A 22049-nucleotide genomic window follows, 5' to 3' on the forward strand; every position below is an offset into this window, starting at 1 on the left:
CGCGGTTGACGCTTCGGTCCACCGCGGGGCACGACGGGGGCCGGCAGCGGACTCTCGAGCGTGATGCTCGTGTGCGGAGGTCGCACATGGCATCGAAGGACGTACTGGGACGGCGCGGCGAGGATCTCGCCGCGGGATTCCTGGAGCGGGCGGGGTACGAGATCCTCGACCGCAACTGGCGGAGCACGACCGGCGAGATCGACATCGTCGCGCAGAGCGGCGGAGTCGTCGCGATCGTCGAGGTCAAGACGCGCTCGGGCGTGTCCTCGGGGCACCCGTTCGAGGCGATCACGTATCAGAAGCTCCGGCGACTCCGCTCGCTCGCGGCGGAGTGGTGCACGGCAGCAGGTCGCTCGAGCCGTGTCGTCCGGATCGATGTCGTCGGAGTCGTGGCGCCCCCGGGCGCCCCCGCTGTCATCGAGCACCTCATCGGGGTGTCCTGATGGCGGTCGCTCGGACATGGGCGGTCAGTCTGCTCGGTCTGGAAGGCGCGCTCGTCGAGGTCGAGACCGACGTCTCGTCGGGGTTGCCCCGCTTCATCATCATCGGGCTGGCCGATCGCGCCATCTCGGAGGCCGAGGGTCGAGTCCGGCAAGCCGTCGTCAATTCCGATTGCGCCCTCCCTCCGCATCGCATCACCGTGAATCTGTCGCCCGCCGGGCTTCCCAAGAACGGGACAGCTTTCGACCTCGCGATCGCCCTCTCGTGCCTCGCCGCGACAGGCCACGTCGAGTCGTCGTCGATCGCCCGTGTCGTCCATGCCGGGGAACTGGGACTCGACGGTCGGCTGCGGCCGACGCCCGGCATCCTCCCGATCGTGCGCGCCGCCCGGCGGGCCGGTCGCGATGTCGTTATGGTGCCGTCGGCCAACGCCGCTGAGGCGTCACTCGTTCCCGGCATCCGCGTCGTCACGGTCGACTCGTTGCGCGCCGCCGCGATCTGGCACGGTGCAGAACTCGATGTGGGCGACCCCGTGCTCGAGCCGGTCGTCGGCCCGACGGCCGCGCCAGCGGAGCACCTCGAGTTGGCCGATGTGCTCGGCCAGGACGACGCCGTCGAGGCGCTCGTCACGGCTGCCGCGGGGGGACATCATCTGTTCCTGCTGGGGCCGCCGGGCTCCGGCAAGACCATGCTCGCAGAGCGGCTGCCGGGGATCCTCCCGCCACTCTCGACGGATGCGGCGCTCGATGTGTCCTCCGTTCGGTCGCTGGGCGGCGAGAGGGTCGGCGACGTCCTCGACAGGGTGCCGCCTTTCGAGGGCCCTCATCACACCGCGACGGCCGCAGCAGTGGTCGGGGGAGGGAGCGGCGTCATCCGGCCCGGTGCCGTCGCTCGCGCGAGCCACGGGGTGCTGTTCCTCGATGAGGCGCCGGAGTTCGCGCGCGTCGTCCTCGACTGCCTGCGGCAACCGCTGGAGACGGGATGGATCACCATCCACCGCGCGAACGCCGTCGCGCGGTTCCCGGCCCGAGTCCAGTTGGTCCTCGCCGCCAATCCCTGTCCGTGCGGTCAGTACGGCGCACCCGAGTCGGCGTGCCAGTGCGCGCCGTCGGCCATCCGGCGATACTTCTCCCGCATCTCGGGTCCGTTGCTGGATCGGATCGACCTCCAGGTCACGGTGCGCCGCGTCTCGAGCGCGGCCGCACGGCTCGCGAGTGAGCGGCCGGCTTCCACGTCCGCCCACGCTCGCTCGCGTGTCCTCGACGCTCGTGGGCGTGCCGAGAAGCGATTGCGCGGCACACCCTGGAGTCTCAACGCGCACGTCCCCGGGGCCTATTTGCGTTCGTCTCCGATCGCGCTTCCCTCGACCGCGCTCCGGCCCCTCGATCGCGGTCTCGAGCGCGGGGCGCTGACGATGCGCGGGTACGACCGCGTGCTCCGCGTCGCCTGGACCCTCGCGGACCTCCGCGGCAGCGCCGGCCCCGATCTCGACGATGTGAGTCGAGCGCTCTTCCTGCGGAAGGGGATCGCCGCATGAGCGTCATGGGACTCCCCGAGGCCGAGGTGCTCGCGTCGGCGAGAAGCGTATCCGCCGCAGAGTCGCACGACGACATGCTGTCCATCTTCGCGCGAGGTGCGTGGTCGTGCATCACGGAGCCGGGCGACGGCGCTGCCGGTGGGCTCGTCGCCGCACTGGGCGCGGTCGCCGCGCTCTCCGCGGTCGCCGAGCGGTGGTCCAGCGCGCGGGTGCGGGATCGATGCGAGTCGGAGGGCTTGTCCGACATCGCCGATGCCGTGGCCGCTGCGTGGGCCGCCGGCGCGTCCCGTTGGTACGGCAGGCTCGATTCGAGCGCGGTGTTGTCGTCGTTCGCACTCGCCGCGCGATCGCACGTCCGGCTGGCCTCACCGGGCGCCGAGGACTGGCCGGAGCGCCTCGGTGATCTCGGAGTCCACGCGCCGATCGCCCTCTGGGTGCGGTGCGGCCCGAGCACGGCGGGCTCGGCCTTTCCACGGTCCATCGCTCTCGTGGGAGCCCGCGCCGCAACGGGCTATGGCGAGCACGTGACGCTCGAGTCGGCCAGCGGACTCGTCGACCGGGGCTTCGCCATCGTCTCCGGAGCGGCCTATGGCATCGACGGGATGGCGCACCGATCCGCCCTGGCCGCGAACGGCCGCACCATGGCGTTCCTCGCCGGGGGACTCGACCGCCCGTATCCGAGCGGCCACTCCGCGCTCATCGACCGGATCGCCGCGACCGGGGCCGTGTACTCGGAAGTGCCATGCGGCGCGGCGCCGACGAAGTGGCGCTTCCTCCAGCGCAACCGTCTCATCGCCGCGTCGACGCGCGCGACGGTCGTGCTCGAAGCGGGCCGGCGAAGCGGTTCACTCAACACGGCCGGCCACGCTTCGGCACTCGGTCGCGCGCTCGGTGCCGTTCCCGGGCCCGTCACCTCCGCCGCGTCCGCCGGTTGTCACCGGCTCTTCCGGGAGTACGACGCGATCTGCGTCACGACGGCGGCCGAGATGGCGGAACTGGCCGAACCGGCGTCGAGCGGCGAGCACGGAGCGATGACCCTCGCCGTCGATGAGACCGCGCGGTCGATCCTCGCCGTGCTCCGGCGGAACGTCGGCCTCTCCATCGTGGAGGTGGCGGAGAGGACCGGGGTCGGGACCGCCGCGGCGCAGTCATCGCTCGCCGTGCTCGAGCTCGAGGGCTCGACCCGGGAGACCGCGACGGGGTGGCGCCTCGCATGAACAGGACCCGCGGCCTGCCACGCTCCGGGGGCGCGAGTGGGGTTCGACGCGACGGTGAGAGGGGGAAGCCGCATCGGTGGATGGGCGCTAGCGCTCGGTCTCCGCCTCCGCCGCACGGTCCTGGTCGACGACGCGGCGCGCCGATCGTGCTGCGCTCTCGGCCCGCTTCCACTCGAGTTCGCGCGAGCGGATATCGGCGGTGAGCGCATCGACCTCGGCTACAGCGTCCTCGAGTCGTCTTTCGAGAGTCTGGAGGACATCCTTCTGGCGCGTCACCTCGGCGGCCAGTTCGTCTCGGCGGCCCGCGAGTGCGTCGCGTTCCCGTTCCCGACCCTCGCGGTCGGCTCGTGCACGGTCGGCCCGTTCCTCGGCCGCGCGAAGGCCACGCTCGTGCCGACGCCGGTCTCCGGCTGTCGGCCCCTCGGGTCGGTCCCTCGTCCGAGGGCGTTCCGTCGCGCCGCCGGTCCCGTCCACGGACGGGGCCGGTCGGAGCCGCGCGGATCGCCGCCCCGTCGGTTTCCGATCCTCGACGGCATCATCCTCGACGGCATCATCCGCGACGACGTCATCGTCAGGGTCGACTCGGGTGAACTCCGCGGGCGGGAGCGCGACGATGCGAGCGAGGTCGTTCCGACTCATTCCTCCCGATCGAGGGGGAGCGGTCAACCGCCCGGTCGCAAGCGCCGCCTCGATGTCCGGGTCGCCCAGTGCGGCGGTGACCGTCTCCGCGAGATCCTCGGCCGCAGCCGGGCTCAGCGGCCTCCCCGCTGCGCTCGTGACAGAACGAGCCGCATCGACGAGGCGGTCGACAAGGGCGTGCCGAGAACCGGTGAGTTCCCGCAGTGCGTCCCGGTCACCCGTGCCCGATGCGGCCTCGATGCGCGCACGGAGATCGGAGATCTCCTGAACGAACCACGGCGAGGAGCGGAACAGCAGGTTGCTCGCCCATGCAGCTGCCGTGGGCTTCGTCAGGGCGGAGACCGCGGTCGCGAGCTCACGATCGCCAGCCTTCCGAGCGGCGGCGGCTCGAGCGTTCCGCGTCGAGGTGAAGGCGTCGAGCGAGGCGGCGTAGAGCTCGTCGGCTATGTCGATCAGCCCGTGTGGATCGGCCATGGCCCGATTCCAGCACAGGACGACGGCGACGAAGGTCCGACCCGGCGTGCGGCGACGGATCGACCGAGGCAGGGCGCATCACTCCGCCGGTCCCGGGCGGGCGCGCCGGACGCTCGAGAAACCGGAATCGGGGCATGCTGGACACATGGAACTGGCGTCCGCCGTCGAGGACTTCCTCGCGCACCTCCGCGACGAGCGGAGCTACTCGCGGGAGACCGTCCGCGCCTACCGATCGGACCTGGCCACGTTCACGACGTGGGCGGCCAGACGATCCGCCACGACCGTCTCGGTGGTCGATCTGGCTCTCCTGCGCGACTGGTTGTGGGCCTCCGCTCACGACGGCCTGTCCGCGAGGACCATCGCTCGCCGTGCCGCCGCCCTCAAGAGCTTCTGCCGTTGGCTTGCCGCATCCGGTCACACCGAGCACGACGTCTCCGGCAGGCTCCGCTCGCCGAAGAGTGGTTCGCGCCTTCCCGCCGTCGTGCAGCGCACCCAGATCGACCAGCTCCTCGAGCGGTTATCGGAGGAGGCCGACGGGGGAGACCCCCTCGCCCGTCGTGACAGCGCAGTCGTCGAACTCCTCTACGCGTCGGGACTGCGTGTATCGGAACTGTGCGGGCTCGATGTCGACCACATCGACCTCGACCGATTGACCGCGCGTGTCCTCGGCAAGGGTGCGAAGGAACGCGTCGTGCCGTTCGGTGCCCCGGCGCGCGATGCGATCGTCGACTACGTGACAGCCTCCCGCCCGATACTCCTCGCACGAGCGGACGCCGCCGGAACGCTGCGGTCGGTCGAGGCGGCTCTCTTCCTCGGAGCGCGCGGCCGCCGACTCGGCACTCGAGCCGCCTACTCGATCGTCGAGCGCGTCTTCTCGGGCACCGACGGGATCACCGCCTCCGGACCGCACAGCCTCCGTCACTCCGCAGCGACCCACCTCCTCGACGGAGGGGCCGACCTGCGTAGCGTGCAGGAGTTGCTCGGACACGCGAGCCTCGGGACGACGCAGATCTACACGCACGTCTCCACTGAACGTCTCACAGAGAGTTATCGTCGCGCCCACCCGCGAGCCTGACAGGAACCGCGAGAAACCGGGCCCTCGATTGCCCGCTCACTCCGTATCACGGCTCGAGCGGCAGAAGGACGGATCGCCGAGGCGGCCGAAAGAAGGGCGCCGGGTCGACGTAGGCCCCGTCCCGGCGCACGCCGACGTGGACACAGCCGGCCCGGCAGTGCATCGCGACCCCCGGTCCGAGGATGCCGAGACGGCCTCCAGCCGCGACCGACTCTCCCGTGACGACGAGGGGCTCGACGGGATCGTAGCTCGACACGACGCCGCGGCCGTGGTCGACGGTGACGACCGATCTCCCCGCCACCGGTCCGGCGAAGAGGACGACGCCGGCCGAGGGCGCCACGACGGTGTCGCCCTCCCGCGCAGCGATGTCCAGCCCTCGATGACCGGCGCCGAAGCGATGCTCCGGTGGGATGAAGCCGCGCACGACGACGCGCGGCTCACCGACCGGCCAGCTCCAGGAGCCGCCCGGCGCTCGGGCGCCCGGGTTCTCGTCCCTCGCCGTGACGGTCAAGCCCGCAGCGGCTCCCCCCGCGTGGGCCGGAGCCATCGCGACGGCGAGAGCGCCGCCGACGAGCCCGACGATGACCACGACGGCCCGGGGGCGGCGGTGGCCGAGCCGTCGATCGTTCCCGGATCGAGCGCACCGGCTCCGGTCGCCGAAGGACCGAGTGAGAAGAGGGAATCGCATGGTCCGAGTCAAACGGGGCGGATCGCGAGGATCGGCGTCTCGGGATCGGTGGAGGAGAACGGAGCCGTCATCCTGGATGTGGACGGCGGTGGTGTATCCTGACGGGAGCACCTCGCTCGGCGGGGTGACTACGCGTGCCCACTCGCGGCAGCACATCCACCGGTCCTTCCCCCTCTCGAGCGTGAGCTCGAACGGCGGGTTGGCGGACGTGCGCCAGGGCACCAGGAGATCCGGCCGACCGGTCGGAGCGAACCGAATGGCGCCTCGCGCGCCGGAATAGGAGAACGGCTCATGGCCGTCGTCACCATTCGCCAGCTGCTCGACAGCGGCGTCCACTTCGGGCACCAGACCCGCCGCTGGAACCCGAAGATGAAGCGATTCATCTTCACCGAGCGTTCCGGCATCTACATCATCGACCTGCAGCAGTCGCTCGCCTACATCGACAAGGCGTACGACTTCGTCAAGGAGACGGTCGCCCACGGCGGCACCATCCTCTTCGTGGGAACGAAGAAGCAGGCACAGGAGTCCATCGCCGAGCAGGCCACGCGCGTGGGCCAGCCCTACGTCAACCAGCGCTGGCTCGGTGGCCTCCTCACCAACTTCCAGACGGTCTCCAAGCGACTCGCACGCATGAAGGAGCTCGAGGAGCTCGACTTCGAAGACGGCTCGAAGTCCGGCTTCACCAAGAAGGAACTCCTCATCAAGAAGCGCGAGCTCGACAAGCTCCACAAGTCGCTCGGCGGAATCCGCAACCTCACGAAGACGCCGTCGGCGCTGTGGGTCGTGGACACCAAGAAGGAGCACCTCGCGATCGACGAGGCGAAGAAGCTCGGCATCCCCGTCATCGGCATCCTCGACACCAACTGCGACCCGGACGAGGTCCAGTACCCGATTCCGGGCAACGACGACGCCATCCGCTCGGTGAGCCTGCTCACGCGCATCGTCGCCGACGCCGCCGCTGAGGGACTCATCCAGCGCCACCAGAAGCCGGAAGAGGGCGCCGAGCCCGCCGAGCCGATGGCCGAGTGGGAGCAGGAGCTCCTCCAGGCGGGCCAGGCCGACGCAGCGGCGTCGACCGAAGCCGCCGAACTCCCGACCGAGGAGAACGACGCCGACGCGGTCGTCGCCGAGAAGAACGCGACGATCGGTGACGACGCTCCCGTTGAGGACCCGAAGGCTCCGGAGTCCGACGAGGCGACCGAGGCGCGACTCGAAGCCGAGGCGACCGAGGACGAGAAGGTCCCCGCCGCCGACGCCGACAACAACTGACGACCAGAGGAGTAACAGCCGAATGGCAAACTTCAACATCGCCGACCTGAAGGCGCTGCGCGAGCAGCTCGGAACAGGCATGAGCGACACCAAGAACGCACTCGTCGAAGCCGAGGGCGACGTCGAGAAGGCCACCGAGATCCTCCGTCTCAAGGGTGCGAAGGGCAACGCGAAGCGTGCCGACCGCTCCACGAGCGAGGGCCTCGTCGCCACGCTGCAGAGCGACGCCGGCGTCACCATCATCGAGCTCGCGTGCGAGACCGACTTCGTGGCGAAGAACGACAAGTTCATCGCGCTGTCCGAGAAGGTCGTCGCGGCCGTCTCCGCAGCGGGTGCCTCGACCCTCGAGGAGGCCCTCGCGGCTCCCGTCGACGGTACGACGGTCGCCCAGGCGATCGACGACCAGGCCGCCACGATCGGTGAGAAGGTCGAACTGCGTCGCGTGGCGCTCGTGACGGGCGACCAGTTCGCCGTCTACCTGCACCGCACATCGAAGGACCTCCCGCCGCAGATCGGTGTCGTCGTCGCCTACACGGGCTCCGACGCCGAGACCGCCCGCGGAGTGGCCCAGCACATCGCCATGTTCGCTCCGCAGTACCTCACGCGCGACGACGTCCCGACGGACGCCGTCGACAAGGAGCGCGACATCGTCACGGAGATCTCCCGTGGCGAGGGCAAGCCCGAGGCGGCGCTCCCGAAGATCGTCGAGGGTCGTCTGACCGCGTTCTTCAAGCAGGTCGCACTCCTCGAGCAGGACTACGCTCGCGACAACAAGCAGCAGGTCGGCAGGATCCTCGAGGCCGCGGGCCTCACGGTCACCGACTTCGTGCGTTTCAAGGTCGGCGCGTAACCGATGAATGAAGAGTCCGGATCGCTCATGGCGATCCGGACTCTTTCATGTGTGCGGCGCGCCGCGCCGACCACTAGTTTTGTGCAAGACCCTCGGGAAGGAACGGGCACCTCATGACAGCACCGGAAAAGCGACGCGTACTCCTGAAGCTCTCGGGGGAGGCGTTCGGCGCCGGGTCCCTCGGGGTGAATCCCGACGTGGTGAGCCAGTTGGCGCGGGAGATCGCCGCGGCAGCGCGTCACGTCGAGGTCGCGATCGTCGTGGGAGGCGGCAACTTCTTCCGCGGCGCAGAGCTCTCCCAGCGGGGCATGGACCGTGGTCGTGCCGACTACATGGGCATGCTCGGGACGGTGATGAACGCTCTCGCGCTCCAGGACTTCCTCGAGCAGGCCGGCGCGGAGACGCGCGTCCAGTCCGCCATCGCGATGACGCAGGTCGCCGAGCCCTACATCCCGCGACGCGCCGAGCGTCACCTCGAGAAGGGGCGCGTCGTGATCTTCGGCGCCGGGGCGGGACTGCCGTACTTCTCGACCGACACCGTGGCGGCCCAGCGGGCCCTCGAGATCGGCGCGACGAGCGTCCTGCTCGCGAAGAACGGCGTCGACGGCGTGTACTCGGCCGATCCCCGTAAGGATCCGCTCGCCACGAAGATCGACAAGATCTCGTATCAGGAAGCCCTCCAGCGGGGGCTCAAGGTCGTCGACTCGACGGCGTTCAGCCTCTGCATGGACAACGGCATGCCGATGCGTGTCTTCGGCATGGAGCCGGAGGGGAACGTCACCGCCGCCATCGAGGGCAAGGAAATCGGCACCCTCGTCAGCAACTAGACTTGACCAGCAGTTCCAACGTGAGGAGTAGCGAGTGATCGCCGAAGTTTTGGCCGATGCAACGAGCCGGATGGACAAGGCCGTCGAGGTCGCGAAGGACGATTTCGCGACCGTGCGCACGGGGAGGGCCAATCCGCAGCTCTTCCAGAAGGTCCTCGTCGACTACTACGGAACGCCGACGCCGCTCGGTCAGCTCGCGTCCCTCCAGAACCAGGAGGCCCGTACCCTCATCGTCACGCCGTACGACAAGAGCGCGTTGCGAGACATCGAGCAGGCAATCCGCGACATGCCGAACCTCGGCGCCAACCCGACCAACGACGGCAACCTCGTCCGCGTGAGCCTCCCCGAGCTCACCCAGGAGCGACGTAAGGAGTTCGTCAAGCTCGTCCGCACCAAGGGCGAGGACGCGAAGGTGTCCGTCCGCAACATCCGACGCAAGGCGAAGGACGAGCTCGACGCACTCAAGAGCGAGGTCGGCGACGACGACGTTGCGCGCGCCGAGAAGGAGCTCGAGAGCATCACGAAGGCGCACATCGATGCGATCGACGAGGCCCTCAAGCGCAAAGAAGCCGAGCTGCTCGAGGTCTGAGCCATGACGAGGCCCCAGACAGGATGGCTGGTCGCGTGACCGGCCCGCACCCGGGCGAGGATCCGCCACCGCACCGCCGCCCGGGTGACGCGCGTCCGGATCTCCAGAGCCAGTTGAACGCCAAGCGGGCCGAGATCGAGGAGCGCGTGCGGACGACACGTGCCGATCTCGAGGGGCGTGTCACGGAGGTCCGCGCGCACTTCGATCAGGCGAACGAGCGGGTCGAGGCCCGAGTGGGCCGCAACCTCGTGATGGCGATCGGGATCGGCGTCGCGCTCGGAGCGATCCTCGTTTTCAGCCTGTTCTTCTTCAAGGGCCTGTTCGCGGTGTTCGGGGCCGCCGTCGTGGTCTTCACGACTCTCGAACTCGCGACCGCACTGAAGCACGCCGACCGGCGGACCGACCGCTGGCCGGCCGCCGGCGCCGCCCTCGTCTTCGTCGGTGCAGCGTACTTCGCGGACGGCCCCACGCGATGGGCCGTCATGATCGCCGCGATCACCTTCGTCGTGGTGTGGCGCCTCATCGCGCAGATGGCCGCAGGGGACGCCCGCGCTCCGCTCGCGGTCGTGCTCGATGTCGCCGCCGCCGTGTTCACGCAGGCGTACATCGCGGGACTCGGGAGCTTCGCGGTGATCCTCGTCTCACGGGACGGTGGGGAGTTGTGGGTCTTCGCGTTCATCGCGCTCGTGGTCGTCGTGGATGTCGGCGCCTACGCCTCAGGCCTCGCGTTCGGCCGCCACCCGATGGCGCCCCGGGTGAGCCCGAACAAGACGTGGGAAGGCTTCGCCGGTGCACTCGTGCTCAGTCAGGCGGCCGGAGTGCTCGTGGCGATCTTCCTGCTCGGGCAGCCCTGGTGGGTGGGGACGATCTTCGCGGCCGTCATCATCCTGTCGGCCACCGTCGGGGACCTGTCCGAGTCCATGATCAAACGTGACATCGGCATCAAGGACATGAGCTCGTGGCTTCCCGGTCACGGCGGTTTCCTCGATCGACTCGACTCGATCCTGCCGTCGGCGCCCGTCGCGTACCTGATGTTCGTGGTGTTCACATGACGACGACGCGAGTCCCGTCGGCGAGCCGCGCGCACTCGGGTGAGAATGGTTCCGTGTCGACCTCCCCGTTCCCCCTCACCCGCCGAGGCCGCGGGTACGCTCCTGCCGACGTGGACGCCTTCCTTCGCGACGCGCGATCGGCGTACGACCTCGACCCCTCCGCGGAGCCGATCCTCACGTCCGAAGACATCCGACGGGTGTCGTTCCCCCTCGTGCGCAAGGGCTACTCCACCTCGCACGTCGACGCGGCGCTCGAACGCCTGGAGGACGCCTTCGCGCTCCGCGAAAGGGAGCGATCACTCGACACGGTGGGGCGGCGACGCTGGCTTGCGGAGACGCGCGAGACGGCACAGGTCCTGCTGAACCGGTTGTCCCGGCCGACGGGGGAGCGGTTCACCCGCGCCGGTCGACTCACCCAGGGCTACCGAGTCGAGGACGTCGACGCCCTCGCGGCTCGGCTCGTCGCCTACTTCGAGACGGGCGCGGCGGTCGATGTCGACACGGTCAGGACAGCAGTGTTCCGTGCCGAGCGGGGCGGCTACGCCGAGGAGCAGGTCGACCGGGTCCTCGACGCCGTCGTCGACGTCATGCTCGCGGTTCGCTGACGTGCACGGCGGGTTCGTGACATTTCCGTGATCTGAGCTAAAATCGTTGGATCGTGGGTAAGCATCTCGTACTTCCAACCTCTCCCGTTCCGGTCTCCTCTCACCAGCGGGTCGCTCGTGGTCCCCGGGGCGTGGTGTCCGGGTCCGCCCGGACGCGGTCGAGCCTTCCGGTCGCACTGCTCGGCTTCCTCGCCGCATTCGGGGTGATCGCGGTGAACATTGTCGATCCCTACTCCGGGGCGACGGCGTCGCCGTACTTCGAGATCGTTCCGCGCTACGAGCGCGCCGACGTCCAGTCGCTGGCTCTCGCCGGTGACTACGACACGTCGTTCACGCGTGACGTGTACGGAGCGGAGGCACCTCCGCCGCCTCCGCCGCCGCCGCCGCCCGTCGAGGAGGAGGAGAAGGACGAGTCCGATTCGTCGGGCTCGGGGTCGGGCTCCGGCTCGGGATCCGGTTTCTCTGCGCCCACAGCCGCGGTCCCCGACCCCGGTACCGCGCAAGCGATCGCCTACGAGATGGTCGCGGCGCGCGGCTGGGGAGAAGACCAGTATTCCTGCCTCGTGTCCTTGTGGAACAAGGAATCCGGCTGGCGCGTCAACGCGGCGAACCCCAGTTCCGGCGCCTACGGCATTCCTCAGTCCTTGCCGGGGAGCAAGATGGCGTCTGCAGGATCGGACTGGGCGACCAACCCGGCCACCCAGATCTCGTGGGGCCTCGGCTACATCAGCGGTCGGTACGGTACGCCCTGCGGCGCCTGGGGCCACTCCCAGTCCGTCGGCTGGTACTGATCCGAGCCACGACCCGTGACAACCGGCTCGCTACCCGACGGCGAGGTGCAGGTCGGGTGGCGGGTCAGCCCGATGAATCCGTCACCCGGCGCCTGCGGCATCCCGCAGTCCTACCCGGGGAACAAGAAGGCGTCGGCCGGCACCGGCTGGCGGACGAACCTCGCGACGCAGACCAGTCGGGGCTCGGCTCCATCGCGGCTCGCTACGGATCCCCGTACGGCATATGGAACCACTCCGAGGCCGTCGGCTCCTCCTGAGCGGGAAGCTCGAGCAGACATCGACGCGGCGTACGCACGCCCGGACGGGAAACGAATCAGGATGCCACGCAGCAAACGACCGCGGCGCGGAGGGCGCGACAACGATCGCGGCGAGTCGGACCTTTCGGCGCTGCTCAACGGCTGGAAGCGCACGGAGGTCAAGCGCGGGGTGGCATGGTGGGTGCAACCCGTCTCGTCGAGCCAGTCCGTGAAGGAGTACGTCTGCCCCGGTTGCGGGCGAACGGTGGATGCGGGCGTGGCCCACATCGTGGCCTGGCGTGCGGACGGTCCCCTCGGGGACGCCGCCGACCTTGCGTCGCGGCGGCACTGGCACACGCACTGCTGGAGGATCGGATGAACGGCTACAGGCCGAGGAGAGGGGAATGACCGTGGAGATCCGAGGTGGCGTCGAGCTTCCCGCCCGCCGTGAGGACATCGAGTTCCGGACGGCCGACGGACTGACGCTCGTCGGTGAGTTGGCGTCGCCGGCGGATGGACGTGCTGTCGCGACGCTCGTCACGCTGCACCCCCTTCCGACCGCCGGTGGCTTCATGGATTCGCACATCCTGCGGAAGGCGGCGGCACGGCTTCCTGCCTTGGCGGGCGTGAACGTGCTCCGGTTCAACACGCGGGGGACCGGCTCCGAGCGCGGCACGAGTGACGGCTCCTTCGGAGACGGAGTGTCGGAAGAGGCCGACGTCGCGGCGGCCATGGCGTTCGTGACCGAGCGCGGACTCCCGCACCCCTGGTTGCTCGGGTGGTCCTTCGGGACGGAGCTCGCACTCAAGTACGGTCGGTCGCATCCCATCGAGGGCGCGATCCTCCTCTCGCCGCCGCTCCACCGGACCTCGCCGGAGGAGGTCGCCGCGTGGGAAGGCGACTCGAGGAGACTCGTGGCGCTGATCCCCGAGTTCGACGACTACCTCCGGCCCGCCGAGGCGATCGAGCGGTTCTCGACCGTCCCGTCGGCGACGGTCATCCCCATCGAGGAGGGGAAGCACCTCTGGGTCGGCGAGAAGCTGACCCGCAGAGTCTTGTCGGAGATCGTGGCGACCGTCGTCCCGAGCGCCTTGCCTCTCGCGACCGACTGGCCGGACGAGGGCTGAACGTCGTCCCTCAGAGCTCGTTCTGCCGCGGTATCACGACCTGCTTGATGATGAGGAGGACCGCCGCCGCCGTCGGTATCGCGATGAGCGCCCCGAGGATCCCGAGGAGGGAGCCCCCGGCGAGAGCGGCGATCACGACGACGGCTCCCGGCACGGCGACGGCACGCTTCATGATGTTGGGGCTCAAAACGTACGCTTCGATCTGCATGTAGATGAGGTAGTAGACGGCGGCGACGAGCGCCGTCAACGGGGATCCGAGTCCCGGGATCAGGCACACGAGCGAGATGATGATGGACCCGGTGAGGGTGCCGACGAGCGGGATCAGGGAGAAGAAGAACCCGATGCACGCGAGCACCGGCGGGAACGGCGCGTCGATGATCGACAGCACGATGTAGCTGAGGAGGCCGCTGCATGCGGCGATCGTCACCTGTCCGGTGACGTAGCGCCCGACGGAGTCGGTGATCTGCTCGGCGAGATCGGCGAAACGCGCGCGCTTCGTCGCGGGCACCAGCTGATAGAGGCCGCGCTTCGTGGCGGGCAACGACGCGGTGAAGTAGATCGTGAGGATGAGCACGATGAGCGCGCCGAAGAAGCCCGAGCCGATGGCGAAGACGACCTGAACGGCACCGCTGCCGATGTTCGTGATGTTGTCGGTGATGAACGAGCCTGCCTCGGTGATGATGAGATCCACGTTGAGGAACGGGAACTGATCGCGCAGGTTCTCGATGAACTCGTTCGAGCTCACCTGTCGTTGGAGGAGCGGGACGAGGCGGGCGAGCTCACCGATCTGGTCGACGATGATCGGCACCACCATCCAGACGAGTCCGCCGAAGAGTGCGAGCAGGACGGCGACGACGATGATGAGCGCGAGCCAGCGGGGGAGCCCTCGCCTCTCGAGCCACGTCACGATGGGATCGAGACCGAGAGCGAGGAATAACGCCGCGCCGATGTAGACGAGGATCGTCTGGAGGTTGCCGATGGAGACGAGGATCAGGAGGCCGAGCCCGACGCCGAGGGTGCCGACCAACCCGACGCGGAACGCGTTCTGGATCCTCATCCGGCCTCCTCCATGCTCGACTCGACAATCCTAGGGTGCCGACCGCTCGGGGCCCGATCGGTGGCGGAGAGAGGCGTTGGAGGTCGCGCTCAGCGTTTATCCGATATTCTGGAGCGTCCCGTGTCCGTTGCCGCGCCGTGTCCATCCCGCTCGACGTGCCGTTCCGCCCGTCCACCGGCAACGTAGAAGGAGTGTTCGTGCGTTTCGTTCTCGCCATCGCCGCATTCGTGGTCGCTGCAGCGATGATCGTCCTGGGCATCGCCCAGCGGACGGTCTTCCTCCCCCCGTCGACCGTCGCCGCCGAGGGGACGGTCGAGGGCGGACTGCCTTACACGCTCGTGAGCGGCGCCGTCCTGAATTCGCGCGACGGGTCGCAGACCGTGACCGTGACGGGGTCCGATGCCGTCTTCGTGGCCTACGGCCGCACGAGCGACGTCATGGCGTGGCTCGGCGACAGCGAGTACGCCGAGCTCTCCGTTGACGAGGAGACGGGCAACCTCACCACCACCCTGAGGGGCGGTGAGCAGGCTGAGGACACGGGTGCGACTCCGACACCGACGCCGACGGGCTCCGCTGATCCTGCCGGCCCCGAGACTGCCGAGGGGGAGGACGCCGAGGCCGACGAGGAAGCCCGTGCGGACGAGACGCCGATCGAGACGATCCGGGATCCGCGCGGGTCCGACTTGTGGCTCAGCGAGTACTCCGAGGAGCAAGCCGTCATCGCGCCGATCAGCGTGCCGGAGGACGTCAGCGTCCTCATCGCCTCGAACGGTGAGGAGGCGGCTCCGGACACCGTGCGCCTCTCATGGCCGGTGAGCAATGCAACTCCGTGGGCGGGTCCCCTGATCGCGGGCGGCATCCTGCTGCTCGTTGTCGGCCTCGTCCTCTACCTCCTCGGTTTGAACCACCTCCGCAAGTCGCGCGGTCCGCGTCGCAAGGGCATCACCGCGGGTCCGGGACTCGAGCAGACAGCCAAGCCGCCACGCCGCCGCCGCCGAGTCCGATCACGGGCTCGCTCGACGATGCGCGCGACGGTACCGATGCTGCTCGTCTCCGGCCTGTTGCTGAGCGGCTGCTCGGCGAGCTACTGGCCGGACCTCTCCGCATCCGAGGAGACCCCCGAACCGACGGACAGTGTCGCGGTGCTCCCGGAGACCACGGACGAGGTCGCTGCTCCGGCGGTCACGGTGCCCCAACTCGAGCGCATCATCTCGCGGATCTCAGCGGTGGCAACGGAGGCCGACGCGGATCGCAACAGTGAACTCGCCGCGACGCGCTTCTCCGGCGCGGCGCTCCAGGAGCGTCAGTCCAACTACACCATCCGTGGAAAGGTGTCCGACTACGGGGCGCCCCGCGCGATCCCGTCGTCCCCGCTGCTCCTGTCGCTCCCGCAAGCCACCGACGTGTGGCCGCGGACGGTCTTCACGGTCGTAGGAGACCAGGAAGACACGGAGACGCCCCTCATCGCGCTCATGCTCCGGCAGGAAACGCCGCGGTCGAACTACACGGTCGACTACGCCGTCTCGCTGGAACCGAACGCGACGATCCCCGAGTCCGCTCCCGCGTCCGTCGGCGCCGCGTTCATCCCGCCGGACTCGCCCCTCATGCTCGTGGCACCGAACAATCTGGCCACGTCCTACTCGGACCTCATCGCTGCGGGCGCGGAGAGCGAATACGCCCCGCTCTTCGCCGAGAGTGATCCGTTCCGCGAGATCATCGCGAGTGACCGCGCGGCGAAGGACGAGGGTCTCGAGGAGACGGCGACCATCGAATTCTCGACGGCACCGGGGGAGACGGACCCGCTCGGGCTCGCGACCATTTCCTCCGGCGCGATCGTCGCCGTCAGCATCGAGGAGACCGAGACGGCAAAACCCGTGGAGAGTGGTGCCGTGGTCAAGCCGACCGGAGCCATCGCGGCTCTCGTCGGACTCGAGGAGACCGCGAAGGGTACGACGGCCACGTACGCCGACCAGTTGCTGTTCTACGTCCCACCGGCGGACTCGACCGACACGGTCGTGCTCCTCGGTTTCAGTCAGGCCCTCATCTCTGCGAAGGAGTTGTCATGAGCATCCCCATGAACCCGGGTGCCAATCTCCGCGGCGCCGTCGACCTCTCGGGTCTAGCGTCGCGTCCCTCGACGGCGGCCGCCGCGAGCGGTACCGATGCGGCCGGCGGCGATGCCATCAGCGTGCCATCGCTCGTGCTCGGTGGGACCGACCAGAACTTCGGTCAGTTCATCGAGTTGTCGGCGCGCGTCCCCGTCGTCGTCGAGCTCTTCTCCGCGCGATCAGAGGCGAGCATCGCCTTCGCTCCCATTCTCGAGCGCCTCGTCGTCCAGCAGGGGGGCGCTCTCGTACTCGTCCGCGTCGACATCGACGCCAATCCCCAACTCGTCCAGGGACTCCAGGCGACGACCGCTCCGACCGTGGTCGTGCTGATCGGCGGCCAGCCGATGCCGCTCTTCCAGGGCGCCGTCCCCGAGGCGCAGTTGTCCCAGGTCATGGGACGCGTCGTCGAGGCGGCGGCTCAGAGTGGCGTGTCCGGTCGCGTGATCGTCGAGGGGGGCGCGGAGGCCCCGGTGCCTGAGCCCGAATTGCCGCCTCTGCACCAGGAGGCCTACGACGCGATCGGCCGCCAGGACTACGAGGCCGCCATCGCCGCGTACAGGAAGCAGATCCTCCAGGCACCCAACGACCGTGAGGCGGTCGCTGGGCTCGCACAGGTGAGTCTGCTGCACCGGCTCGGCGGTAAGACTCTCGACGCCATCCGTGCCGCAGCGGCCGCCGGTCCCGACGACGTGGATGCCCAGCTCGACGTCGCCGATCTCGATCTCTCCGGAGGGCACGTCGCCGACGCCTTCGACCGCTTGCTCGGGCTGTTCCCGTCACTCGACGGCGACGGGCGCGACCGGGTGCGCGAGCGTCTGCTCGACTACTTCGAGATCGTCGGCGTCGCGGATCCTCTCGTCGCTTCGGCGCGGGCACGGCTCGCCGGCCTGCTCTACTAGCGTCCGGCACGGTCCCGCACGTCGCAACCGACGGTCAACGACGAAGCGCCCTGTCCTCGGACAGGGCGCTTCGTCGTTCGCGTGCTCAGCCGCCGGTCAGCGTCGACGCTTCAACCAGAGCCCGGCGAGGGGCGGGAGCGTGATGTCTGCCGAGGCGGGCCGGCCGGCCCAGGGCTCGTCCTTCACGGTGACGCTTCCGAGATTGCCGATCCCGGATCCGCCGAACTCCGCAGCGTCCGAATTGAGGATCTCGTCCCACTCGCCCGGGTGCGGGAATCCGGCCCGATACGGGCCGACGGTGGTGCCGGAGAAGTTCATGAACACGGCGATCTCGTCGCCGTTCGAGTCACGACGCAGGAACGAGACGATGTTCCGAGTGGAGTCCCCGCCGTCGAGCCACTCGAACCCGGACGCGTCGTTGTCGTGCTCCCACAGGGCCGGGTTCTCCCGGTAGACCCGGTTGAGCTGCGTGACGAGCGAGTGCACGCCGCGGTGCGCGGGCTGGTCGAGGATCCACCAGTCGAGGTCGCGCGCCTCCGACCATTCGGAGAGCTGACCGAACTCCTGGCCCATGAACAGGAGCTGCTTGCCCGGATGCGCCCACATGAAGGTCAGGAAGGCCCGCATGTTCGCGAGCTTCTGCCAGTGGTCGCCGGGCATCTTGCCGATGAGCGAGCCCTTCCCGTGCACGACCTCGTCGTGGCTGATGGGGAGGAGGAAGTTCTCGCTGAACGCGTAGAGGAACGAGAACGTAATCTCACCGTGGTGGAAGGACCGCCACATGGGGTCGTTCGCGATGTATTGCAGGGAGTCGTGCATCCAGCCCATGTTCCACTTGAGACCGAAGCCGAGCCCGCCGCCGCTCGTCGGCGCGGTGACACCGCCCCAGTTGGTCGACTCCTCGGCGATCATGACGATGCCGGGATTTCGACGATAGGCCGTGGCGTTCGCCTCCTGCAGGAGACTGATCGCCTCGAGGTTCTCGTTGCCTCCGTGGACGTTCGGGAGCCACTCGCCCGGTTGACGGGAGTAGTCGAGGTAGAGCATCGAGGCGACGGCGTCGACGCGCAGTCCATCGACGTGGAACTCCTCGATCCAGTAGAGCGCGTTCGCCACGAGGAAGTTCCGCACCTGCGGATTCCCGAAGTCGAAGATGAGCGTTCCCCAGTCCTTGTGCTCGCCGCGGCGCGGGTCGGGGTGCTCGTAGAGCGCCTCGCCGTCGAAGCGCGCAAGCGCCCACGTGTCGGTAGCGAAGTGACCGGGGACCCAGTCGACGAGGACGCCGATACCCGCCTGGTGGAGCCGATCGATGAGGTAACGGAGGTCGTCGGGGTCGCCGAAGCGGCTCGTCGGCGCATAGTATCCGGTGACCTGGTAGCCCCACGAGCCACCGAACGGGTGCTCGGCGAGTGGCATGAATTCCACGTGGGTGAAGCCGAGCTCGGTGACGTACTCGATCAGATGATCGGCGAGCTCGCGGTACCCGAGACCGAGGCGCCAAGAGCCCGCGTGCAGCTCGTAGACACTCATCGGACCGTTGTGAGGGTCCCGGGCGGCTCTCGCCGTCATCCACTCCTCGTCGTTCCACGAGTAGTCGGACTCGGTCACGATGGAAGCGGTGAGGCCGGCGGTCTCGGAGAAGCGAGCAAGCGGGTCGGCCTTCGAGACCCAGCGGCCATCACGGCCGCGCAGCTCGAACTTGTAGAGCGCGCCGGTTTCGACGCCCGGGACGAAGATCTCCCACACGCCGGAGCCGCCCATCGAACGCAAGGCATGTCCCTCGCCGTGCCAGTCGTTGAAAGTGCCGATGACCCTGACGGCACTTGCATGAGGCGCCCACACGGTGAACGAGGTGCCGGTGACCGGCCGCTCCGCCGTCCCGAGGGTGCGGCGGTGCGCGCCGAGGACGTCCCACAAGCGCTCGTGCCGACCTTCGCCGATGAGATGAAGATCGAGTTCACCGATGGCTGGGGCGAACGCATACGCGTCGTCCGCCACCCAATCGGGGCCGCCGTCGTAGGAGGCCTCGATGCGATATCCCTGGTGCCCCGCCACATGTGCGCCTTGCCAGATTCCGGAGCGGACGTGTGAGAGCTCGACCCGGGCGCCGCTGTCGAGCGTCGCGGAGACCCGCGTTGCGAGCGGCCGGCGGGTGCGGATGACGGTCAAGGCGTCCGAGACGCCCTCGGAAGCCACCGGGTGGCTTCCGAGAACGGAGTGCGGGTCGTGGTGCTCTCCCGCGGCGACGCGGTCGAGGACGCCGTCGTCGAGCGCGGGGATCGCGACCTTGTCAGGGGCCGATCGCTGACGCGTCGTCGATACGGCGTCGGGAGTGGCGGCGTCGGGAGTGGCGGCGTCGGGCGCGTAGATGCCGGGAGCGGCGTCGTCTGCGGAGCCGGCGGGCGGCGGGGTCGGGGGGATCGTGCTCACGGTCAGTCCTCCAAGACTTCGAGAATGTGCACCGGCGTCGTGAAGGCGTCGAGCTTGACGTAGTTGTCCTCGCCCCACTGCCAGACGGCATCGCTGACGAGGTCGTGCACGCGGAACGGGGTGCCGTGCGGGACACCGAAGGCCGTCGAGTCCAGGTGGACGACGGTCTCCCTGACGGAGTGCGGGTCGACGTTGGCGACGACGATGATCGTGTCCGATGCGCCTGTCGGCGAGAGCTCCGCGGACACGTGCTTCGAGTAGACGAGGATGTTCTCGTCCTCGGACGAGTGGATGCGGAGGTTCCGCAGCTGCCCGAGGGCGGGGTGCTCGCGCCGGACGCGGTTCAACGTGCCGATGAACAGGCCGAGCGACGCCCCGGCGGCTTCGGCGGCGGCATAATCGCGCACCTTGTACTCGTACTTCTCGTTGTCGATGTTCTCCTCGGAGCCCGGGCGGGCGACGTTCTCGAAGAGTTCGAAGCCCGAGTAGACCCCCCAGAGTCCGCCGGCGGTCGCGGCGAGCGCCGCACGGATCGTGAAGGCGGCCGGTCCGCCGAACTGCAGGTACTCCGTGAGGATGTCCGGCGTGTTGACGAACAGATTCGGCCGGTAGTAGTCCGCCGTCTCCGTCGAGATGCTCGTGAAGAACTCCTCCAGCTCTTCCCGGGTGTTCCGCCAGGTGAAGTAGGAGTACCCCTGCTGGAAGCCCACCTTCGCGAGCGCTCGCATCATGGCAGGCCGCGTGAACGCCTCGGCGAGGAACACGACGTCGGGGTCCGTCGAGTTGACCTCGCCGATGAGCCACTCCCAGAATTCGACGGGCTTCGTGTGGGGGTTGTCGACACGGAAGGTGCGGACTCCGAGGGACATCCAGTAGCGCACGATCCTCAGGACCTCGGCTCTGATGCCCTCCGGGTCGTTGTCGAAGTTGATCGGATAGATGTCCTGGTACTTCTTGGGCGGATTCTCCGCATAGGCGATCGAACCGTCGGGAAGCGTCGTGAACCACTCGGGGTGCTCGGTCACCCACGGGTGATCGGGCGACGCCTGGAGCGCCAGATCGATCGCGACCTCGAGACCGAGGTCGGCCGCCGACCGGAGGAACGACTCGAAGTCCTCGACGGTACCGAGGTCCGGGTGGATGGCATCATGCCCGCCGTCAGCCGATCCGATGGCCCAGGGCGAGCCGGGGTCGTTCGGCCCGGCCTCGAGCGAATTGTTCGGGCCCTTGCGGAACGCCTGTCCGATGGGGTGGATGGGAGGGAGGTAGACGACGTCGAAGCCCATGGCGGCGACGGCTGGGAGTCGCTTCGCAGCCGTACTGAAGGTTCCGGAGACCCACGATCCGTCCTCGAGCTTCCGTGCGCCCTCCGATCGAGGGAAGAACTCATACCACGATGCGAATCCGGCGCGCGTACGCTCGACCCGGATGGTGCGCTGTGCGCTCGTCGATCGGAGCCCCATGAAGGGGCGCTCGCGGGCGATGCGCGCAAGTTCCGGGTCGTCGAGCACCGCGCGGCGCTCGGCTCCCTTCTTAACGGAGGAGAGGCTCTTGGCGAGACGGCCGAGGTACGTGCGCTCCTTCGCGGGGCGGGTGGACTCCGTCGACGCCGCCTGCAGGAGCTGTGCACCCATGGTGTACATGAGCTCGACGTCGATCCCCGCGTCGATCTTGATCTCCGCGTTGTGGTGCCACGTCGCGAACTCGTCGGCGAACGCGAGGATGCGATACGTCCACGGACCGACCTCGTCGAGCCGCGCCTCGCCCTCCCACGAGTCGGTTCCCGGTGCCCCGGGGTCGAGCACGACGGTCGTCTCGGCTCCTGCGGGAGACGTCAGGAGTGCGCGGACGCCGATGAGGTCGTGTCCCTCACGGAACGCCGTCGCCCGGAAGGGGACGATCTCGCCCGCGAAGGCCTTCGCCGGCCATCGGCCGCCCTCGACCTCTGGCGATACGCCGAGGATGGGGATCCGTCCGATCGACGCGGTCCCGGGGCTCGGCAGAGACCGCTCCGGAGTCGTCGTCGGTTGAGCCTTCTGCGCCGACTGAAGGTCGGCCGTCTTCTTCGCCACCCTCAAACCGTATCCCGTCGGCCGGCCGGGCGGCAGGGTCCCGGACGGGGCCGCGCCGGTGGATGC

General features: G+C 68.9%; 20 protein-coding genes. 15 read left to right on the top strand and 5 right to left on the bottom strand.

All coding sequences use genetic code 11. The features are described from left to right. Positions 1–86 precede the first annotated feature (86 nt). Genes ELQ92_RS08920 through dprA form a run of 3 tightly spaced genes read left to right on the top strand, consistent with a single transcriptional unit; the run spans position 87 to position 3195 of the window. Positions 87–443, top strand: coding sequence for a YraN family protein (locus ELQ92_RS08920; RefSeq protein ID WP_128498649.1), 357 nt, complete (start codon positions 87–89; stop codon positions 441–443). After that, positions 443–1978: a YifB family Mg chelatase-like AAA ATPase gene (locus ELQ92_RS08925; RefSeq protein WP_128498650.1), complete on the top strand. Its 1536-nt coding sequence runs from the start codon at positions 443–445 to the stop codon at positions 1976–1978. Before ELQ92_RS08920 ends, ELQ92_RS08925 begins: the two co-directional genes overlap by 1 nt. Beyond that, entirely contained in the window at positions 1975–3195 is a 1221-nt protein-coding gene (gene dprA, locus ELQ92_RS08930) for a DNA-processing protein DprA (protein WP_128498651.1), read from the top strand. The genes ELQ92_RS08925 and dprA overlap by 4 nt, the downstream gene beginning before the upstream one ends. 87 nt (positions 3196–3282) lie before the next feature. Here dprA and ELQ92_RS08935 read toward each other — a convergent pair whose 3' ends face one another. Then, a complete protein-coding gene (locus ELQ92_RS08935) occupies positions 3283–4308 on the bottom strand; it encodes a hypothetical protein (RefSeq protein WP_128498652.1) in 1026 nt (341 codons plus the stop codon). Positions 4309–4453: 145 nt separating this feature from the next. Here ELQ92_RS08935 and ELQ92_RS08940 point away from each other — a divergent pair, with 145 nt between their 5' ends. Then, positions 4454–5383 (top strand): tyrosine recombinase XerC, encoded by a 930-nt coding sequence (locus ELQ92_RS08940; protein WP_128498653.1) that lies wholly within the window; start codon positions 4454–4456, stop codon positions 5381–5383. 46 nt (positions 5384–5429) lie between these two features. On the opposite strand, the gene ELQ92_RS08945 is transcribed toward ELQ92_RS08940, so the two are convergent. Next, on the bottom strand, positions 5430–6071 hold the full coding sequence (locus tag ELQ92_RS08945) for a murein hydrolase activator EnvC family protein (RefSeq protein ID WP_166426753.1): 642 nt from the start codon (positions 6069–6071) through the stop codon (positions 5430–5432). Positions 6072–6362: 291 nt separating this feature from the next. On the opposite strand from ELQ92_RS08945, the gene rpsB reads away from it, so the two are divergent. From rpsB to ELQ92_RS08990, 9 genes are all read left to right on the top strand, one after another. Then, complete coding sequence (rpsB, locus tag ELQ92_RS08950) at positions 6363–7340, top strand: 30S ribosomal protein S2 (RefSeq protein ID WP_128498655.1); 978 nt, start codon at positions 6363–6365, stop codon at positions 7338–7340. A gap of 22 nt (positions 7341–7362) precedes the next feature. Then, a complete protein-coding gene (gene tsf, locus ELQ92_RS08955; protein ID WP_128498656.1) occupies positions 7363–8190 on the top strand; it encodes a translation elongation factor Ts in 828 nt (275 codons plus the stop codon). Positions 8191–8303: 113 nt separating this feature from the next. Then, the gene (gene pyrH / locus ELQ92_RS08960) at positions 8304–9017 is read left to right on the top strand and encodes a UMP kinase (protein ID WP_128498657.1); all 714 of its coding nucleotides are present in this window, start codon (positions 8304–8306) and stop codon (positions 9015–9017) included. Positions 9018–9051: 34 nt separating this feature from the next. Beyond that, on the top strand, positions 9052–9606 hold the full coding sequence (gene frr / locus ELQ92_RS08965; RefSeq protein WP_128498658.1) for a ribosome recycling factor: 555 nt from the start codon (positions 9052–9054) through the stop codon (positions 9604–9606). A gap of 35 nt (positions 9607–9641) precedes the next feature. Then, positions 9642–10658 carry a phosphatidate cytidylyltransferase gene (locus ELQ92_RS08970; protein WP_243694949.1) on the top strand — a complete coding sequence of 339 codons (1017 nt, stop codon included), beginning with the start codon at positions 9642–9644 and terminating at the stop codon, positions 10656–10658. A gap of 53 nt (positions 10659–10711) precedes the next feature. Further along, complete coding sequence (locus ELQ92_RS08975) at positions 10712–11263, top strand: DivIVA domain-containing protein (protein ID WP_243694950.1); 552 nt, start codon at positions 10712–10714, stop codon at positions 11261–11263. A gap of 134 nt (positions 11264–11397) precedes the next feature. Further along, a complete protein-coding gene (locus ELQ92_RS16595; RefSeq protein WP_243694951.1) occupies positions 11398–12054 on the top strand; it encodes an aggregation-promoting factor C-terminal-like domain-containing protein in 657 nt (218 codons plus the stop codon). A 318-nt stretch (positions 12055–12372) separates the two neighbouring features. Beyond that, positions 12373–12669, top strand: a complete 297-nt coding sequence (locus ELQ92_RS08985; RefSeq protein WP_243694952.1) for a hypothetical protein — start codon at positions 12373–12375, stop codon at positions 12667–12669. Positions 12670–12694: 25 nt separating this feature from the next. Beyond that, positions 12695–13417 carry an alpha/beta hydrolase gene (locus ELQ92_RS08990; protein ID WP_128498660.1) on the top strand — a complete coding sequence of 241 codons (723 nt, stop codon included), beginning with the start codon at positions 12695–12697 and terminating at the stop codon, positions 13415–13417. Between the two features lie 10 nt (positions 13418–13427). On the opposite strand, the gene ELQ92_RS08995 is transcribed toward ELQ92_RS08990, so the two are convergent. Next, the gene (locus tag ELQ92_RS08995; RefSeq protein WP_128498661.1) at positions 13428–14474 is read right to left on the bottom strand and encodes an AI-2E family transporter; all 1047 of its coding nucleotides are present in this window, start codon (positions 14472–14474) and stop codon (positions 13428–13430) included. A 197-nt stretch (positions 14475–14671) separates the two neighbouring features. Here ELQ92_RS08995 and ELQ92_RS09000 point away from each other — a divergent pair, with 197 nt between their 5' ends. Together ELQ92_RS09000 and ELQ92_RS09005 are read left to right on the top strand one after the other, a co-directional pair. Next, positions 14672–16540: a DUF8094 domain-containing protein gene (locus ELQ92_RS09000; protein WP_128498662.1), complete on the top strand. Its 1869-nt coding sequence runs from the start codon at positions 14672–14674 to the stop codon at positions 16538–16540. Then, a complete protein-coding gene (locus ELQ92_RS09005) occupies positions 16537–17481 on the top strand; it encodes a tetratricopeptide repeat protein (protein WP_128498663.1) in 945 nt (314 codons plus the stop codon). Before ELQ92_RS09000 ends, ELQ92_RS09005 begins: the two co-directional genes overlap by 4 nt. A gap of 96 nt (positions 17482–17577) precedes the next feature. Here ELQ92_RS09005 and glgB read toward each other — a convergent pair whose 3' ends face one another. Next, complete coding sequence (glgB, locus tag ELQ92_RS09010) at positions 17578–19761, bottom strand: 1,4-alpha-glucan branching protein GlgB (protein ID WP_243694988.1); 2184 nt, start codon at positions 19759–19761, stop codon at positions 17578–17580. A 152-nt stretch (positions 19762–19913) separates the two neighbouring features. Further along, complete coding sequence (locus ELQ92_RS09015) at positions 19914–21983, bottom strand: alpha-1,4-glucan--maltose-1-phosphate maltosyltransferase (RefSeq protein WP_166426754.1); 2070 nt, start codon at positions 21981–21983, stop codon at positions 19914–19916. Positions 21984–22049 lie beyond the last annotated feature (66 nt).

This window comes from Labedella populi (assembly GCF_004078655.1).
Lineage (GTDB): Bacteria > Actinomycetota > Actinomycetes > Actinomycetales > Microbacteriaceae > Labedella > Labedella populi.

Coding starts and splice junctions, on each gene's coding strand:
- ELQ92_RS08920 (WP_128498649.1), top strand. CDS start 87: ATGGCATCGAAGGACGTACTGGGACGGCGCGGCGAGGATCTCGCCGCG.
- ELQ92_RS08925 (WP_128498650.1), top strand. CDS start 443: ATGGCGGTCGCTCGGACATGGGCGGTCAGTCTGCTCGGTCTGGAAGGC.
- dprA (WP_128498651.1), top strand. CDS start 1,975: ATGAGCGTCATGGGACTCCCCGAGGCCGAGGTGCTCGCGTCGGCGAGA.
- ELQ92_RS08935 (WP_128498652.1), bottom strand. CDS start 4,308: ATGGCCGATCCACACGGGCTGATCGACATAGCCGACGAGCTCTACGCC.
- ELQ92_RS08940 (WP_128498653.1), top strand. CDS start 4,454: ATGGAACTGGCGTCCGCCGTCGAGGACTTCCTCGCGCACCTCCGCGAC.
- ELQ92_RS08945 (WP_166426753.1), bottom strand. CDS start 6,071: ATGCGATTCCCTCTTCTCACTCGGTCCTTCGGCGACCGGAGCCGGTGC.
- rpsB (WP_128498655.1), top strand. CDS start 6,363: ATGGCCGTCGTCACCATTCGCCAGCTGCTCGACAGCGGCGTCCACTTC.
- tsf (WP_128498656.1), top strand. CDS start 7,363: ATGGCAAACTTCAACATCGCCGACCTGAAGGCGCTGCGCGAGCAGCTC.
- pyrH (WP_128498657.1), top strand. CDS start 8,304: ATGACAGCACCGGAAAAGCGACGCGTACTCCTGAAGCTCTCGGGGGAG.
- ELQ92_RS08985 (WP_243694952.1), top strand. CDS start 12,373: ATGCCACGCAGCAAACGACCGCGGCGCGGAGGGCGCGACAACGATCGC.
- ELQ92_RS08990 (WP_128498660.1), top strand. CDS start 12,695: ATGACCGTGGAGATCCGAGGTGGCGTCGAGCTTCCCGCCCGCCGTGAG.
- ELQ92_RS08995 (WP_128498661.1), bottom strand. CDS start 14,474: ATGAGGATCCAGAACGCGTTCCGCGTCGGGTTGGTCGGCACCCTCGGC.
- ELQ92_RS09005 (WP_128498663.1), top strand. CDS start 16,537: ATGAGCATCCCCATGAACCCGGGTGCCAATCTCCGCGGCGCCGTCGAC.